Genomic DNA, 15,539 nt, shown 5'->3' on the forward strand with positions numbered 1-15,539 from the left:
GAAAGCTGGTAGCCGCAATACTTAACTCTCAATCATAATCAATACCGATTATCCTTCTGCTCAGGAGAGTTCCGTGAACAAGTTAAGCACCGCCTTCGTCTGTCTTCTTGCCTTACTGGCTGCCAGCATTGTCGCCACCGCTGCAGCCGCTGAAATTCGCATCCAGCACGCCAAGGGCGAGACGGTTTTGCCCGCCGTGCCGAAAAAAGTTTTGGTATTGGATGTGCCCAGTCTGGATAACCTGGATGCGCTTGGTGTGCAGCCAACAGGCGTACCGGGTGGTAATCTGCCGTCTTATCTTGCCAAGTATGAAGCGCCGCAATACCTCAAAATCGGTTCGTTATTTGAGCCGGACTATGAGGCCATCAATGCTGCCGAAGCCGAACTTGCCATTGTCGGTGGACGCTCGTCGGCCAAATATCAGGAAGTCGCGACCATTTTGCCGACGATTGATCTTTCCGTAGACAATCAAGATTACTTGGCAAGCGCTAAAAACAATATCGAAACACTCGGCAAAATCTTTAATAAAGAACAACGCGCTAAAGAAATGCTTAGCACGCTCGACAATAACATTACCGCGTTAAAGCAAAGAGCTGGAGATAGCGGGCGGGCGATTATTCTGATTACCAATGCCGGCAAAGTAGGCGTATATGGACGCGGCTCGAGGCTGGGCTGGCTGCATAATGATATTGGTTTTAAAACCGTAGCCGATGATATTGACGACCGCTTCCACGGCGGCGATATTGTTTCTTTTGAATATATTCTGGAGAAAAATCCCGATTGGCTGTTTGTGGTAGACCGTGATGCCGCCATCGGTCAGCGCAATGCTGGCAATGCCGCCGAACAGGTACTTAATAATGCCTTGATACAACAAACAACCGCCTGGAAAAAACAACAGATAGTTTATCTTAAGCCGCAGCAAGCCTATATTGTTTCCAGTGGCTGGCAGGCATTAACCAGCATTCTTGAGCAATTACAGCAGGCGATGAATAAAGCACGCGCGCAATGAAATACCTGCCCGTTGCATTGCTTGCGCTTATTCTGCTGGCAATAGCCAGTTTATTGATTGGCGTATCCGATGTTTCACTGGCCGCACTCTTTGCCGATAATGCCAACTCGCGCGCCAAGCAGATACTGTTAATCAGTCGTCTACCGCGCACACTGGCGTTAGTGCTTGCCGGAAGTTCCATGGCAATAGCCGGGCTTATCATGCAAATGCTGGTACGCAATCGCTTTGTTGAACCGGCCACGGCAGGTACTTTAGAGTCGGCAAGTCTGGGTCTGTTGGTTATCACCCTATTTGCGCCGGGACTTGCGTTAATGGGCAAAATGCTGGTATCGGCCTTATTTGCCTTATTCGGCACCTTGCTGTTTTTACGGATTCTTAGGCAAGTACCACTGCGCGATATTTTATTGGTACCTTTGATTGGCATTATGCTGGGCGGCATTATCAGCGCGGTTACTACTTTTTTTGCCTACCGTTATGATTTGTTGCAATCATTGCTGGCCTTTCGCAGCGGGGATTTTTCCGGCGTATTAAGTGGGCGCTATGAACTGCTCTGGCTTGGCTTTTTATTTGCGCTGGCCGCCTGGTTTTTGGCAGACCGCTTAACCGTAGCCGGCATGGGCGAAGACTTTACCACCAATCTTGGCCTTAATTACCGGCATACCGTTACACTGGGCTTAATTATTGTGTCGTTGGTATCAGCGAGTGTCGTTGTGACCGTTGGCATGATTCCGTTTTTGGGTTTGTTGGTTCCCAATATTGTCAGCCTGATAATGGGTGACAATATGCGCCGCGCCATCCCTTGGGTTGCTTTACTGGGCAGTTTCTTTGTACTGCTGTGCGATATGATTGGGCGCACCATTCGCGCACCCTATGAAATCCCCATCGGTACGGTCGTTGGCGTAGTGGGCAGCGCTTTGTTCCTTTATTTATTGCTGCGTAAATCCGCTCATGCTTCGTAACTTTCAAAGCCGCCCCCAATGGGGGCTTGCGCTGTTGCTGCTGCTTGCATTGCTGTCCATCTTGGCTTTTATGACCGTTGGAGCCAAAGGCAGTTGGTCGTTTATCTTAAAGTTTCGTGGCATCAAGCTCGCCGCCTTGATTTTGGTGGCTTACAGTGTGGCGGTTTCCACCGTACTGTTTCAAACCGTAACCAATAACCGTATTTTGACCCCAGCCATTATGGGATTTGATTCGCTGTTTATCCTGGGTCATACCTTATTGTTTTTTATTTTGGGTTCGGCGCAGTCACTTTCGATCGACCCGCGCCTGCGCTTTTTGGCCGATACGCTGCTGCTCATGCTGTTTGCCGGATTTTTATATCGCTGGTTATTTTCCGCTGGTGAGCGCAGTTTGCACTTATTGGTGTTGGTTGGGATTATTTTTGGCGTATTGTTTAGAAGCCTCGCGCAGTTTATCCAGCGTCTGCTTGACCCCAATGAGTTTATGGTATTGACCGATACTTTATTTGCCAGCTTTAACTCCATCGATACTCGCTTATTACTGCTGGCAAGCGGTGCCGTTGCTTTGACCAGTATTGCACTGACTGGTTTATTTCACTGCTTTGATATATTGGCATTGGGGCGAACTTTTGCCATCAATCTGGGTATCGATCATCGGCGGGTTGTCACACAAATTCTGCTGCTGGTTTCCGTGTTGATTGCCGTATCCACCGCATTGGTAGGGCCGATATTGTTTTTTGGCCTGTTGGTTGCAGCACTTTCGCATTATCTAACCGGCAGCAGTCAGCATCGTTATTTATTGTCTGCTGCGGTATTGCTGGCAATTATTTTTTTAGTTGGCGGACAAGTGGTATTGGAGCGATTATTTGCTTTTGATACTGCGCTGGCTATTGTCATTGAATTTTTGGGTGGCCTGGTATTTATTGCCCTGGTATTAAAACAGAGTGCACGATGATTATTGTAGAGAACATTTGTAAAAGTTATGCACAGTCGCTGGTAATCGATAATGTATCACTGAGTATTCCAGCCGCTGGCTTGACCTCCATTATCGGCCCGAATGGCGCGGGCAAATCGACCTTGCTTTCCATCATTGCGCGTTTGCTTCGTTCTGATAAAGGCAAAGTCAGCGTGGCCGGGTTGGATATTCATCACACAGCTACCGATGTTTTGGCGCAGCGTCTTTCCATTTTGCGCCAGGACAATCATTTGCATCGCGCTTAACGGTACGCGAACTGGTCAGCTTTGGTCGTTATCCCTATTCACGTGGCAGATTAAATGCACAAGACCAGCATCATATTGAACAAGCGCTTAATTACCTTGAACTTACGCCAATGGCAACGCGTTTTTTGGATGAACTTTCCGGCGGGCAACGACAACGCGCTTTTGTTGCCATGCTGCTCTGTCAGGATACCGATTATTTATTGCTGGATGAGCCGCTCAATAATCTGGATATGAAACACGCCAGCTCCATGATGAAAATCCTGCGGCGTGCGGGCAATGAATTAAATAAGACGATCGTTTTGGTTTTGCATGATATTAATTTTGCTGCCTGGTATTCTGAGCGCATTATTGCCATGAAAAACGGCAAATTGTGGGGGCAAGGCAGCGTGGATGAAATGATTACCAGCCAAGTACTTGAGCAGATTTATGATATGCCGATAGCCATTCACCACTTGGGCGAAAGACGCATTGCCTTGTTTTATGAATAACGCCAATACCAGCCTGCATCGGTTACGGTAGCAAGCAACGGAATATCCCAAGGCGCAAGATGCAGCCGCTGCACTTTTTGACATTCATGGGCGATACCCAAGAGCAGCGGCTTTTGGCTGTGTTTGCGGTGCCTGCGAAAGGCAAGCGCACGGTCATAAAACCCGCCGCCCATGCCTAAGCGCCCGCCAAAGGCATCAAAACCCACCAGCGGCAGTAGCAGTAAATCCAGCGCCCAGGTTTGCCGTTGCCTGGCCAGATTGGCTTTCGGCTGCAAAATGCCAAAGCGCCCTTTGTGCAGGGTTTCGCGCTTATCGATACGTTGAAAGCGCATAAGGCTTTTCGGCCAATGTGAAAGTAACGGCAGATAGGTCTGTTTGCGGCGTTGCCAAAGCGCATGCAATAGCGGGCGCGGGTCAATTTCGCCGTCTTGTGGCAAGTAGAGTGCAATATGGCGGGCGCGGCGCAGCAGTGGATGCTGGCTCAGTTGCCGGTAGAGTGCTTGGGCGGCTCTTTGTTGCTCGCTCTGGCTTAAGGCTCTTCGGCGATTGCGTAATAAACGGCGCAGTGCCGGGCGGGAAAGTGTTTCCGTCATGCGCTAAGCAGCCGGCAAAAAGATAAGAAGACTCCCAAACGTGCCGCTGTTGGGTAGCCCTTGAACCCGAAAAGTTCAAGGTGGGAGATGCCGCAGGCGATAAGGCTTTCCACCTTAAGTGGACATGCACAACGTGCCTTGCAGGCAAATCCCGGGGCGTGCTATCGGCTCAGGAACATGCCAACTGGCGAACACGCGAGGGAGTGACGGCGAGTATAACGCAATCGGTCTGTTCTTTGTGCGGCAAACGCCCGCAGCAGACGAACAAGCCGCCCGCTGATGGTAGGATGGCGGGCATTTCCGCTCTTAAGCCTGATAAAAACCATGCCACCTTCTCCCTACTCTGCCTTGGCCGACCTGCTTATCCAGCAAGGGGCCGTTATTTCGCCTGCCGAACTGCACGGCCTGCTCTTGGGGCGCAGTGTTGCAGGCAGTGGTTTTGCAGCAGAACCTTGGCTGGCCGATGCGGCTGAACTTATCGGCAGCATCGCCGATGAAGCGCTGCAAAAAGCGCTGATCGGTCTGCAAATCTTGCTCAAAGCAGAACTTGAAGGCAGGGACATCACGCTGACCTTGCTGCTGCCACCCGACAGCGCACCACTGGCCGAACGTGCCAGTGCGCTGGGCAAATGGTGCCAAGGTTTTTTGAGTGGCTTTGGCTTGATTGCAGGCAGCATTGCGCTCAGCGCCGATGCACAAGAGGTATTGCAGGATTTGGCCTCCATCAGCACCGTGCAGGACGGGCTGGAAGCTAGTGAAGACGGCGAAGGCGACTATATGCAAGTGATGGAATACCTTCGCGTCGCGCCGCTACTGCTCTACGGCGAATGCGCCCAAAAGGCGGAGGGAAAAACCCCGTGATCAAGCTGCCGCAAACCGAATATGCCCGCCGCCGCGAGGCGCTGATGGCACAGATGCTGCCGAACAGTATCGCCATTTTGCCCGCAGCGCCGGTGCAGATGCGTAACGCCGATGTTGAGCACATCTACCGGCAAAACAGCGATTTTCAGTACCTGACCGGCTTTGGCGAACCCGAAGCACTGCTGGTTTTGTTGCCAGGACGAGCACAAGGACAGTACTTATTGTTCTGCCGCAAGCGCGACCCGGCTCGTGAGATCTGGGACGGCAAACGCGCAGGGATCGAAGGCGCGGTGCGTGATTACGGCGCGGATGAAGCCTTTGCCATTGATGACATCGACGAATTACTGCCGTCGTTAATGCAAGGCTGCGAGCGCGTCTACTGCGCTATCGGCCATCAAGCGGAATTTGACAGCCAGCTGTTTGACTGGGTGAAAAAAATCCGCGCCGGGGCGCGACAAGGTGCGCATCCGCCCCATGAATACATTGCCTTAGAACCCTTGCTGCACGACATGCGCCTGCGCAAATCGCCGCAAGAAATCCGCCTGATGCGCGCCGCCGCTGAACTTTCCTGCCGCGCCCATATTCGCGCCATGCAGGCCAGCCGCGCCGGTCTTTATGAATATCATTTAGAGGCGGAACTGGATTACGAATTTCGCAAAGGCGGCGCAAAAATGCCCGCTTACGGCTCAATAGTCGCCGCCGGAGCAGGCGCCTGCACCCTGCACTACCGCGACAACGACGCGCCGCTTGTAGACGGCGAGCTGGTGCTGATTGACGCAGGCTGCGAGCTTGACTGCTACGCCAGCGACATCACCCGCACTTTTCCAGTCAATGGGCGCTTTAGCCGCGAGCAAAAAGCCATCTATGAACTGGTACTTAAAGCCAATGAAGCCGCCATTGCATGCGTCGCCCCCGGCAGACACTTTAACGAAGCGCACGAAACCACGGTTCGCGTGATTACCGAGGGACTGATCGAGCTGGGTCTGCTGCAAGGCGCGCTTAACGAGCTGATTGAAAACGAAGCCTATCGCGCCTTTTATATGCACCGCGCCGGACACTGGCTGGGTATGGATGTGCACGATGTCGGCGACTACAAAACCGCGGGGCACTGGCGAACGCTGGAACCCGGTATGTGCCTGACCATTGAACCGGGCATTTATATCGCGCCGGATAATATGGATGTCCCCGAGCAGTGGCGCGGCATTGGCGTGCGTATTGAAGACGATATTGTGGTCACCGAAAACGGCTGCGAAGTGCTAACGACAGGCGTACCCAAACAGATTGACGCGATTGAAGCACTAATGGCGGCAGAGCAGCGAGACTGATCATGAAATCATGCGACATCGCCATTATCGGCGGCGGACTGGTCGGCGCGAGCCTTGCACTGGCTGTACAGTATTTTTTTAAACAGCGCTGCCCGCGTATCGCATTGATTGAGCCTTTTGCCGCCGGTAGCGACTACCAGCCCAGCTTTGATGCACGCTGCACGGCTTTATCCTACGGCAGCCGTTTGATTTATCAAAAGCTAGGGCTTTGGCCGGAATTGTCCGAACTGGTACAACCGATTGAACGCATTGAAGTCTCCGCGCAAGGCTCGTTTGGCCGCACCTGCCTTGAGGCGGTGCGTGAAAAAGTCCCGGCGCTGGGCTATGTGGTGGAAAACGCCTGGCTGGGTCATTGCCTGTGGCAGAAGCTGGAAAGCTGCGCCAACATCGAGCGGATTTGTCCGGCAGAAGTTATCAAGCTTAAGCCGCACCGTGCGGGTTTTTATCTTGAGCTAAAAGATGGCCAAAGCGTAGACACCCAGCTTGCCGTACTCGCCGATGGCGGGCGCTCCAATCTGCGCGAACAGCTCGGCATTGCTCTAAGCCGTAAGGACTACCAGCAAAGCGCCGTTATCGCCAATTTAAGCACCAGCGAGCCGCACCAAAACCGCGCCTTTGAGCACTTTGGCAAAGACGGCCCGCTCGCACTACTGCCGCTTGCCAAAAACCGCTTGGCGCTGGTTTGGAGCCGTAGCACTGAAGAAGCCGAACGCCTGCTGCAAGTAAGTCATGCCGATTTTTTAAGCAGGCTGCAAGCCGTCTTTGGCGATGCTTTGGGGACTTTTACTGAGCTGGGCGCTCGTCACAGTTACCCGCTGCAACTGGAACTTGCCCGCGAGCAAGTGCGCTCGCATTTGGTCGTACTGGGCAATGCCGCGCACCGCCTGCACCCGATAGCCGGACAAGGCTACAACCTGTCACTGCGTGATGCCTTTACCCTCGCCGAAACCTTGGCGCAAAGCGAGACGCCCTTGGGCAGTCTTGCGCCACTGCAACGCTTTGTCCGCCGCCAGCGGCTTGACCAGCAACTCACCATTGCCTCGTCTGACCGCCTGCCGCGCCTGTTTGCCCATCAGCATCCATTGCTGGCGGCACTGCGCGGGCTTGGCCTCGCCGCGCTTGACCTCGCCCCCGCCGCGAAAAGCGCCTTCGCCCGTCAAATGATGGGGCTTGCCCCACGTCACGACGCTTAAAATCAAGGAGAACCGATGTTAAGCCAAGAGGCGCAGCAAGCCGATGTGGTCATTGTCGGTGCGGGCATGGTCGGCAGTGCGCTGGCGCTGGCACTTTCAGAGAGCGACTTGCAGATTACTTTAGTGGATGCTGCCCCGCTCGCAGCGCCCCCTGCCTTTAATCCGCAAAGCCGCTTTTCCCCGCGCGTCAGTGCGCTGTCCGCCGCCAGTCAAAGGCTGCTGGAAGATTTAGGCGCTTGGCCAAGGATACTCTCGCGGCGCAGCTGCCCTTATTCGGCGATGCAGGTTTGGGATGGCAGCGGCAGCGGGCAAATTGAGTTTTCAGCCGCCAACCTGCACACCGATGTGCTGGGGCATATCGTTGAAAATTCAGTGGTTCAGGATGCTTTGCTCGAATGCTTGCAAAACACTTCTGTACGTTTGCGGGGCAACGCGCCGCTTGCCGCCCTCAAACAAAGCGAAAACGGCTGGCAGCTTGAACTGGCAAGCGGCGAGCGCCTGGAGGCACCGCTGCTGCTGGCGGCCGACGGTGGAAAATCCAAAGTCCGTGAGCTTGCCGGATTTGCCGTGCGCGAATGGGATTATTTGCATCAGGCGATAGTGACCAGCGTCTACTGCGAAAAGCCGCACCAATACTGCGCCCGCCAGTGTTTTACCGATGACGGCCCGCTCGCCTTTTTGCCGCTTGGCAAAGGTAAAGACGAGCACTGGTGCTCCATCGTCTGGTCGGTCGTGCCGGATCAAGCCGCCCGCCTGATGGCATTGGAAGACGAGGCTTTCTGCCAAGCCCTTTCCCGCGCCTTTGAATATCGTCTGGGTAGGGTAGAAAAAATCGACCCGCGCCTTTGCATCCCACTACGCCAGCGTCACGCGAAGCGCTACATCAAACCCGCGCTTGCCCTGCTGGGCGATGCCGCCCACTGCATCCACCCGCTGGCAGGCCAAGGGGTCAACTTGGGCTTTTTGGATGTTGCCGCCTTATCCAGCACCTTGCGGGCGGCAAGCAAGGCGGGTGAAACCCTTGGCAACCTGCGCGTTTTAGCTCGCTATGAACGACAGCGCATGCCGCACAACCTCGCCATGATGGCGGCCATGGAGGGCTTTGAACGCCTGTTCCAAGCCGATGCCCTACCACTGCGCTGGCTACGAGGGCAGATGCTAAACCGCGCCGACCATCTGCCCTTGATCAAAAACTGGTTCGCCCAGCAGGCGCTGGGACGTTAGCTCTCTTCCTCCAGCTCTTCATCCAAAAGAAAGTCCCCGCTCTGGTGCGCCCACAGGCGGGCGTACAGGCCGCCTTTTTGCAGCAATGCTTGATGCGTGCCTTGTTCGATAATTTGCCCGTCTTCCATCACGATCAAACGATCCATCGCCGCAATGGTGGACAGCCGGTGGGCAATGGCAATGACCGTTTTGCCTTTCATCAGTTCAGCGAGACTGCGGCCAATGGCGGCCTCTGCCTCGCTGTCGAGGGCGCTGGTGGCTTCATCGAGCAGCAAAATCGGTGCGTCTTTCAGTAACACGCGGGCAATCGCCACGCGCTGGCGCTGCCCGCCGGAGAGTTTCACGCCACGCTCGCCGACTTGCGCGTCATAACCGCTGCGGCCTTTGCTGTCGGAAAGCCCCTCGATAAAGCCCGCCGCTTCAGCCTTAATGGCCGCGTTACGCATTTGTTCTTCGCTGGCATCGGGTCTGCCGTAAAGAATGTTGTCGCGCATCGAGCGGTGTAGCAGCGCGGTATCTTGCGTGACCATGCCAATGGCGGCACGCAAGCTGTCTTGCGTGACTTGGCGGATGTCCTGCCCATCAATACAAATCCGCCCATCGGTGACATCAAAAAAGCGCAGCAGCAGATTGACCAAAGTGGATTTGCCCGCACCGGAACGGCCAATCAGGCCGATACGCTCGCCCGGCTGCACGTGCAGGTTGAGGCCGTCGATAACAAGCTTGCCGCCGGGTTTATAGGCGTAGCTGATATTTTCAAAGCGAATTTCTCCCTTGCTGACCTGTAAATCTTGCGCATTCGGCGCATCAACCAAGGTATGCGGGCGGGTCAGGGTATGCAGGCCGTCATGAATGGTACCGACATGCTCAAACAGAGCGGTCATCTGCCACATAATCCAGTGCGAATAACCCATCAGTCGCAATGCCATTGCCATGACCGCAGCGACCATACCGGCACTGACTTCGTCCAGCGACCACAGATACAGCGCACTACCAGCGCTGCCAAGTAACAGCAAGGTCATCAGTAGATGATTGCTGGTATCAAAGCGGCTAATCAGCCGCATTTGCGCGTAACCGCTGGCTTTAAAGGCTTCCATCGCGTTACGCGCGTATTCGGCCTCGCGGCGCGTGTGGGCAAAGAGTTTTACCGTAGCGATATTGCTATAAGCATCGGTGACACGGCCGGTCATCATCGAGCGAGCATCGGACTGCTCGCGGCCAATACGCCCAAGGCGCGGCACAAAATACCCACAAATCGCGCCATAAGCGGCAAGCCACAAGGCAAAAGGCAAAAGGCAGCATCAAGCGCCATTCAAAACTGGCGGTAAGCGCCAAAATACCGATCAGGTAAACGCTAACGCCAACCAGCACATCCACCTGCACAAAAACCACTTCGCGCACTGCCAATGCCGTGTGCATCACTTTGGTGGTAATGCGTCCGGCAAATTCATCGGCATAAAACGCCATGCTTTGACCCAGCATCAAGCGGTGAAACAACCAGCGCAGCCGCATGGGAAAGTTAATGGCAAGCACTTGGTGCAGCACTTGAGTATGCAACGCCAGCAGCAGCACGCTTGCGAGCAAAATCGCGGCAAAAGCGATCAGCCAAAGCCGCTGCTCTTGCCATAACTGTGCGGGACTGATGACCGAAAGCCAGTCCACCACCTGCCCCATAATGGCAAACAGCATCGCCTCATAGAGCGCAAGCAGCGCTGAAGTTACCACCAACAACAAAATCCAGCCGCGCATACCGGCGGTACAAAGCCACAAAAAGGCAAAAAAGCCGCGCGGCGGAATCTGCGGCTCGCCCGCTGGATAAGGGCTGACGCGGTTTTCAAAGAAGCGAAAAAGCGGATTAAACATCGATTGAGCAGCAACTTGCGGGCGGCACACAGTGCCGAAAAGCGTAGTAATCCGCAAGCGCCCTATTGAAGATGCTGGCGCTAAAAAGTCGATAACAGACTCTTTTAAGCCTTTTGCGCCAAAAGCGCGAGGGTTTTGACCCAGTTTGGGTGACTGTTAAGGCAAGGGATCAGTTGTAAGGATTGCCCACCGGCAGCGATAAATTGTTCGCGCCCTCGGATGGCGATCTCTTCCAAGGTTTCCACGCAGTCGGCGACAAAAGCCGGGCTGATGACCAGGAGTTTTTTAACGCCTTGTTGCGCCAGTTCGCTGAGTTTGCTTTCGGTGTAAGGGTCTATCCATTTGGCATGCCCCAAGCGCGACTGGAAGGAAACAGACCAGCGATCGCGGGGCAGTGCCAAGTGATCGGCCAATAATTCGGCGGTGCGCAAACATTGGCTGCGGTAGCAAACATCCAGCAATTCTTGACGCAAGCCTCGGCTGCTTTGCGCTTGTAAATCGTGCTGCGTATCGATCGGGTCGGTGAGTTTGCGGATATGCCGCTCGGGCAGGCCGTGAAAGCTCATCAACAGATGGTCAAACTCCTGCTCAAGCCAAGGCTGGGCGCTCGCGGCCAAGGCTTCGATATAGGCAGGTTCCTGATAAAACGGCTTTAACAGACGCAGATTAAAGCGCAGCCCGTGTGCGCTGATGACCCGCTGTACTTCAGCGAGCGTGCTGCCAACGGTACTTTCAGCAAACTGTGGATAAAGTGGTGCGAGGGTAATTTGTTTGACCCCACGTTGATTTAACGCCCGCAGCACTTGCCCAATGGACGGGCTGCCGTAGCGCATGGCGAGCGCCACGCTGCCCGCTGTCCAGTGCGCTCGCAAGGCCTGTTGCAGGGCGCGGCTGATGACCAGGAGCGGCGAACCATCCGGCCACCAGATGGAGGCGTAGGCTTTGGCCGATTGCCTGGGCCTTGTCAATAAAATGGCACTGACCAGCGCTCTTCTCAGCGGCCAAGGCAGGTCGATGACGCGCTTATCCATCAGAAACGACCCAAGATAGCGGCGAACCGCGCGCGGGCTTGGGCTATCCGGCGAACCCAGATTGACCAGCAGCAGTGTATGGTCGGTCATAAGCTTGACTTAAAAAGGTTTAACCACCACCAAGATAACGATCGCCAGTAACACTACGACCGGCAGTTCGTTAAACCAGCGGAAAAACCGTTCACTGCGCCGGTTTTCCCCACGTGCAAAGCGTTTGATTTGAGCGCCGCAAATGTGATGGTAGCCAATCAACACAACCACCAGCAGCAACTTGGCATGCAGCCAGCCCATTTTCAGCCAAAGCGGATTGAGGTGCAAAAGCCACAAACCGAGTATTAAGGTCGCCAGCATCGACGGCAGCATAATGCCACGATAGAGCCTGCGCTCCATCAAACAAAAACGCGCAAGACTGGCCGCATCGGAACTGCCCGCGTGGTAGACAAACAGGCGCGGCAAATAAAACAAACCAGCAAACCAGCAAACCACGGCGACGATATGAAAGGCTTTAATCCACAAATACAGCATCAGTTTCTCCAAACGGCCGCCGATGGTAAAGGCAAGCAAGCGCTGCGTCATCTCTTTATTATGTTAGGGTCTGTCCCCGTTTCAAACGTGGCCGCGACGGAGGCAGATTTTCCGCGCAGCAAGGCGCGAGAAGCGAAGTTTGCTCATGCAAATGAGCGACGAGTAACGCAGCGGCGCGGAAAATCTGCCCCGTCCCTTCGGGCTGCACCCAAAATTTCGCCATACGGCGTTGCAGCATTTGCCAAGGTTGTACACATTGGCTGCATGCTGCGCCTAGTCTGGCGAAATTTTGAGCAGCAGCGCGGCTCGCGTTTGAAGCGGGGACAGACCCTGAGCTTTGGGAGGCAAGCATGATTAAAGTCGGCATTGTAGGCGGAACCGGTTATACCGGAGTGGAACTGCTGCGCCTGCTGGCGCAGCATGAAAAAGCAGAGGTCGCGCTGATTACTTCGCGCAGCGAGGCAGGCATTGGCGTTACCGAACTGTTTCCCAATCTGCGTGGCGTTTATGACGCGCTCTCCTTTACCGCACCGGATGCCAAGCTACTGGCCGCCTGTGATCTGGTGTTTTTTGCGACCCCGCACGGTGTGGCGCATGAACTGGCTCCTGAGTTATTGGATAAAGGCTGCACACTGATTGACCTGTCTGCCGATTTTCGCTTGCAGGATAAAGATGAATGGGCGAAATGGTATGGCAAGGCGCACGGTGCGCCGCAGTTGCTGGATGAAGCCGTCTACGGATTGGCCGAAGTCAACCGCGAGGCGATCAAAAATGCCCGCCTGATTGCCGTGCCGGGCTGCTATCCAACGGCGGTACAACTGGGTTTTTGGCCGCTGCTTAATGCAGGGATTGCCGATAACGCCAGACTGATTGCCGACTGCAAATCCGGTGTCAGTGGCGCTGGCCGCGCGGCTAACGTCGGCTCGCTGCTTTGCGAGGCGAGCGAGAGCCTAAGCGCCTACGCGGTCAATGGGCATCGTCACCTGCCGGAAATTCGCCAAGGTTTACGTCTTGCCGCCGGCGGTGAAGTAGGCTTGACCTTTGTGCCGCACCTTGCGCCGATGATTCGCGGCATTCACGCCACGCTCTATGCCGAGGTCATTGACCATAAAAGAGATTTACAGGCGCTGTACGAGCAGCACTACCAAGGCTCGCCCTTTGTCGATGTACTGCCCGCGGGCAGTCATCCCGCTACGCGCACCGTACGCGGCAGCAATATCTGCCGGATAGCCGTACACCGCCCGCAAAAGGGCGATACCGTCGTGGTGCTTTCGGTGATTGACAATCTGCTCAAAGGCGCATCCGGCCAAGCAGTGCAGTGCATGAATCTGCGCTTTGGCCTTGAGGAAACCTTGGGACTTGCGCAAATCCCCGCCCTTCTTTAGAAATAAAGCCATGCCCACTTCATCCCTTGATTCGCTCGACCTTGACATTATTCGCCAGTTGCAGGAAAACGGCAGGCGTGCTTTCCGCGAGATTGCCCGCCACCTTCAAGTGCCGGAAGCCACCGTGCGCGTGCGAGTCAAGCGTTTGCAGGAACAAGGCGTGCTGCAAGTGCTCGCCTTTCTTAATCCAGAAAAATTAGGCCCGGCCAAACTTGCGTTGCTCTTTGTCAATGTCGCGCCGAAAGAACACGAACAGGTGATTGATACACTGGGACGCTGGTCAGAGGTCAGTTATCTGTCCACTACGCTGGGCACGGCGGATATTTGCGTGCAAGTGCTGTGCCGCGATGATGAAAGCCTGTGGGCGATTAAACAGCGTGTGCGCAATCTGCCCGGCATTCGTGATGTGCGCACCATGCAGGAGGTTAAAGTGCACAAAATCCGCTTTAGTCTGCCGCCGAACGGCATTGAACAAGCCGCACTGCTGTGAAAATCATCATCTTGGGTGCCGGACAAGTCGGCGGCACACTGGCCGAACATCTGGCCGGCGAAGCCAACGACATTACCGTCGTAGACAGCGATGCAGGCCGCCTGCGTGAACTCGCCACACGCCTTGACATCCGCACCGTGCGCGGCGCGGCTTCTTTTCCTTGGGTGCTGCGCCAAGCGGGCGCGGAAGATGCCGACATGCTGGTGGCCGTGACCAACAGTGACGAAACCAATATGGTCGCCTGCCAGGTCGCCTATCACCTGTTCCATACGCCGGTCAAAATCGCCCGCGTGCGCGAGAGCGCTTATCTCACTCATAGCGGCCTGTTCAGCCACGAAGCCATTGCGGTGGATGTACTGATAAGCCCGGAGCAACTGGTCACGCACTATATCCGCCGCCTGATTGAATGCCCCGGTGCCTTGCAAGTGCTGGACTTTGCCGGCGGCAAGGCGCAACTGGTGGCGACCAAGGCGCAATACGGCGGCCCTTTGCCGCGTCTTTCCATCGCCGAACTGCACGCGCGGCTGCCGAATATCGACTGGCGGGTGGCGGCCATTTTCCGCCGTGGAAAGTCGCTGGAACTGACCGAGCAAACACAGATAGCGGTAGACGATGAACTGTTTTTTATTGCTGCGCGAGAACAGATCAAAGGCATCATGGCGCAGTTGCAGCCGCAGCAAGACCGCTACCGCCGCATCATTATTGGCGGCGGCGGACATATCGGCGAGCGGCTCGCCGAGGCGATAGAAACCCACTACCAAGTCAAAATCATCGAACTGAGCCAAACGCGCTGCCGCCAATTGGCTGAAGTGCTTAACAATACCCTGGTGCTAAACGGCAACGCCTCAGACCGCGAGCTGCTGCTGGAAGAAAATATCGCCAGCACGGATTTATTCCTCGCGCTCACCCAATCGGACGAGGCCAATATCATGTCCTCCCTGCTCGCCCGCCGTTTGGGCGCACGCAAAGTGATGACGCTGATCAACAATCCGGCCTATGTCGATTTAATCCAGGGCGGCACCATCGATGTTGCCATCAGCCCGCAACTGGCGACCATCGGCACGCTGCTTAGCCATGTGCGGCGCGGTGATATTCACAGCGCCCACTCGCTGCGCGGTGGAGCGGCCGAAGCCATCGAACTGGTCGCCCACGGCGATGCCAAAAGCAGCCGAGTGGTCGGGCGTAGCTGCGCACAACTGGCGCTCCCGCCCGGCACGCGCATTGGCGCAATTATCCGAGGCGAAGAAGTACTGATTGCTGCTGATGACTTGGTGATCGCCGAAAACGACCACGTCATTCTGTTCCTGCCGGAAAAAAAATACATCCGCGAAGTGGAGCGGTTGTTTCAGGTAGGCTGGAATTTTTTCTAAGA

13 protein-coding genes, 1 other RNA gene and 2 pseudogenes are annotated in these 15,539 nt (G+C 55.2%); 11 read left to right on the forward strand and 5 right to left on the reverse strand.

Annotated elements, in window-relative coordinates:
* Nucleotides 1–73 precede the first annotated feature (73 nt).
* From AXE65_RS12905 to AXE65_RS12920, 4 genes and pseudogenes are all read left to right on the forward strand, one after another.
* Complete coding sequence (locus AXE65_RS12905; protein WP_153015482.1) at nucleotides 74–1,009, forward strand: siderophore ABC transporter substrate-binding protein; 936 nt, start codon at nucleotides 74–76, stop codon at nucleotides 1,007–1,009.
* Nucleotides 1,006–1,968, forward strand: a complete 963-nt coding sequence (locus AXE65_RS12910; protein WP_068393347.1) for an ABC transporter permease — start codon at nucleotides 1,006–1,008, stop codon at nucleotides 1,966–1,968. The genes AXE65_RS12905 and AXE65_RS12910 overlap by 4 nt, the downstream gene beginning before the upstream one ends.
* A complete protein-coding gene (locus AXE65_RS12915) occupies nucleotides 1,958–2,923 on the forward strand; it encodes an iron chelate uptake ABC transporter family permease subunit (protein WP_068393349.1) in 966 nt (321 codons plus the stop codon). The genes AXE65_RS12910 and AXE65_RS12915 overlap by 11 nt, the downstream gene beginning before the upstream one ends.
* Nucleotides 2,920–3,677: pseudogene (locus AXE65_RS12920) on the forward strand (iron ABC transporter ATP-binding protein). The gene AXE65_RS12915 and the pseudogene AXE65_RS12920 overlap by 4 nt, the downstream one beginning before the upstream one ends.
* Here AXE65_RS12920 and AXE65_RS12925 read toward each other — a convergent pair.
* Together AXE65_RS12925 and ssrS are read right to left on the reverse strand one after the other, a co-directional pair.
* The gene (locus AXE65_RS12925) at nucleotides 3,668–4,270 is read right to left on the reverse strand and encodes a 5-formyltetrahydrofolate cyclo-ligase (protein ID WP_068393353.1); all 603 of its coding nucleotides are present in this window, start codon (nucleotides 4,268–4,270) and stop codon (nucleotides 3,668–3,670) included. The pseudogene AXE65_RS12920 and the gene AXE65_RS12925 overlap by 10 nt on opposite strands.
* A gap of 28 nt (nucleotides 4,271–4,298) precedes the next feature.
* Nucleotides 4,299–4,476: non-coding RNA, 6S RNA (ssrS, locus tag AXE65_RS12930), on the reverse strand.
* 118 nt (nucleotides 4,477–4,594) lie between these two features.
* On the opposite strand from ssrS, the gene AXE65_RS12935 reads away from it, so the two are divergent.
* From AXE65_RS12935 to AXE65_RS12950, 4 genes are read left to right on the forward strand one after another with little or no spacing between them, the layout of a single operon-like run.
* A complete protein-coding gene (locus AXE65_RS12935) occupies nucleotides 4,595–5,131 on the forward strand; it encodes a UPF0149 family protein (RefSeq protein WP_068393461.1) in 537 nt (178 codons plus the stop codon).
* Entirely contained in the window at nucleotides 5,128–6,456 is a 1,329-nt protein-coding gene (gene pepP / locus AXE65_RS12940) for a Xaa-Pro aminopeptidase (protein WP_068393356.1), read from the forward strand. Before AXE65_RS12935 ends, pepP begins: the two co-directional genes overlap by 4 nt.
* A 2-nt stretch (nucleotides 6,457–6,458) precedes the next feature.
* Nucleotides 6,459–7,649 carry a 2-octaprenyl-6-methoxyphenyl hydroxylase gene (gene ubiH, locus AXE65_RS12945; RefSeq protein ID WP_068393360.1) on the forward strand — a complete coding sequence of 397 codons (1,191 nt, stop codon included), beginning with the start codon at nucleotides 6,459–6,461 and terminating at the stop codon, nucleotides 7,647–7,649.
* Nucleotides 7,650–7,664: 15 nt separating this feature from the next.
* Nucleotides 7,665–8,873, forward strand: a complete 1,209-nt coding sequence (locus AXE65_RS12950) for an FAD-dependent monooxygenase (protein WP_068393363.1) — start codon at nucleotides 7,665–7,667, stop codon at nucleotides 8,871–8,873.
* Here AXE65_RS12950 and AXE65_RS12955 read toward each other — a convergent pair.
* From AXE65_RS12955 to hemJ, 3 genes and pseudogenes are all read right to left on the reverse strand, one after another.
* Nucleotides 8,870–10,736, reverse strand: a pseudogene (locus AXE65_RS12955) (ABC transporter ATP-binding protein). The gene AXE65_RS12950 and the pseudogene AXE65_RS12955 sit on opposite strands and share 4 nt — an antisense overlap.
* Before the next feature lie 104 nt (nucleotides 10,737–10,840).
* Nucleotides 10,841–11,857 carry a ferrochelatase gene (gene hemH / locus AXE65_RS12960; RefSeq protein ID WP_068393367.1) on the reverse strand — a complete coding sequence of 339 codons (1,017 nt, stop codon included), beginning with the start codon at nucleotides 11,855–11,857 and terminating at the stop codon, nucleotides 10,841–10,843.
* A 9-nt stretch (nucleotides 11,858–11,866) separates the two neighbouring features.
* Nucleotides 11,867–12,289 carry a protoporphyrinogen oxidase HemJ gene (gene hemJ / locus AXE65_RS12965; protein WP_193393250.1) on the reverse strand — a complete coding sequence of 141 codons (423 nt, stop codon included), beginning with the start codon at nucleotides 12,287–12,289 and terminating at the stop codon, nucleotides 11,867–11,869.
* 353 nt (nucleotides 12,290–12,642) lie between these two features.
* On the opposite strand from hemJ, the gene argC reads away from it, so the two are divergent.
* Genes argC through trkA form a run of 3 tightly spaced genes read left to right on the forward strand, consistent with a single transcriptional unit; the run spans nucleotide 12,643 to nucleotide 15,537 of the window.
* A complete protein-coding gene (gene argC, locus AXE65_RS12970; protein ID WP_068393369.1) occupies nucleotides 12,643–13,677 on the forward strand; it encodes an N-acetyl-gamma-glutamyl-phosphate reductase in 1,035 nt (344 codons plus the stop codon).
* A 10-nt stretch (nucleotides 13,678–13,687) separates the two neighbouring features.
* A complete protein-coding gene (locus tag AXE65_RS12975; protein ID WP_068393372.1) occupies nucleotides 13,688–14,167 on the forward strand; it encodes an Lrp/AsnC family transcriptional regulator in 480 nt (159 codons plus the stop codon).
* Complete coding sequence (gene trkA / locus AXE65_RS12980) at nucleotides 14,164–15,537, forward strand: Trk system potassium transporter TrkA (RefSeq protein ID WP_068393374.1); 1,374 nt, start codon at nucleotides 14,164–14,166, stop codon at nucleotides 15,535–15,537. Before AXE65_RS12975 ends, trkA begins: the two co-directional genes overlap by 4 nt.
* Nucleotides 15,538–15,539 lie beyond the last annotated feature (2 nt).

The organism is Ventosimonas gracilis (assembly GCF_001580025.1).
GTDB lineage: Bacteria > Pseudomonadota > Gammaproteobacteria > Pseudomonadales > Pseudomonadaceae > Ventosimonas > Ventosimonas gracilis.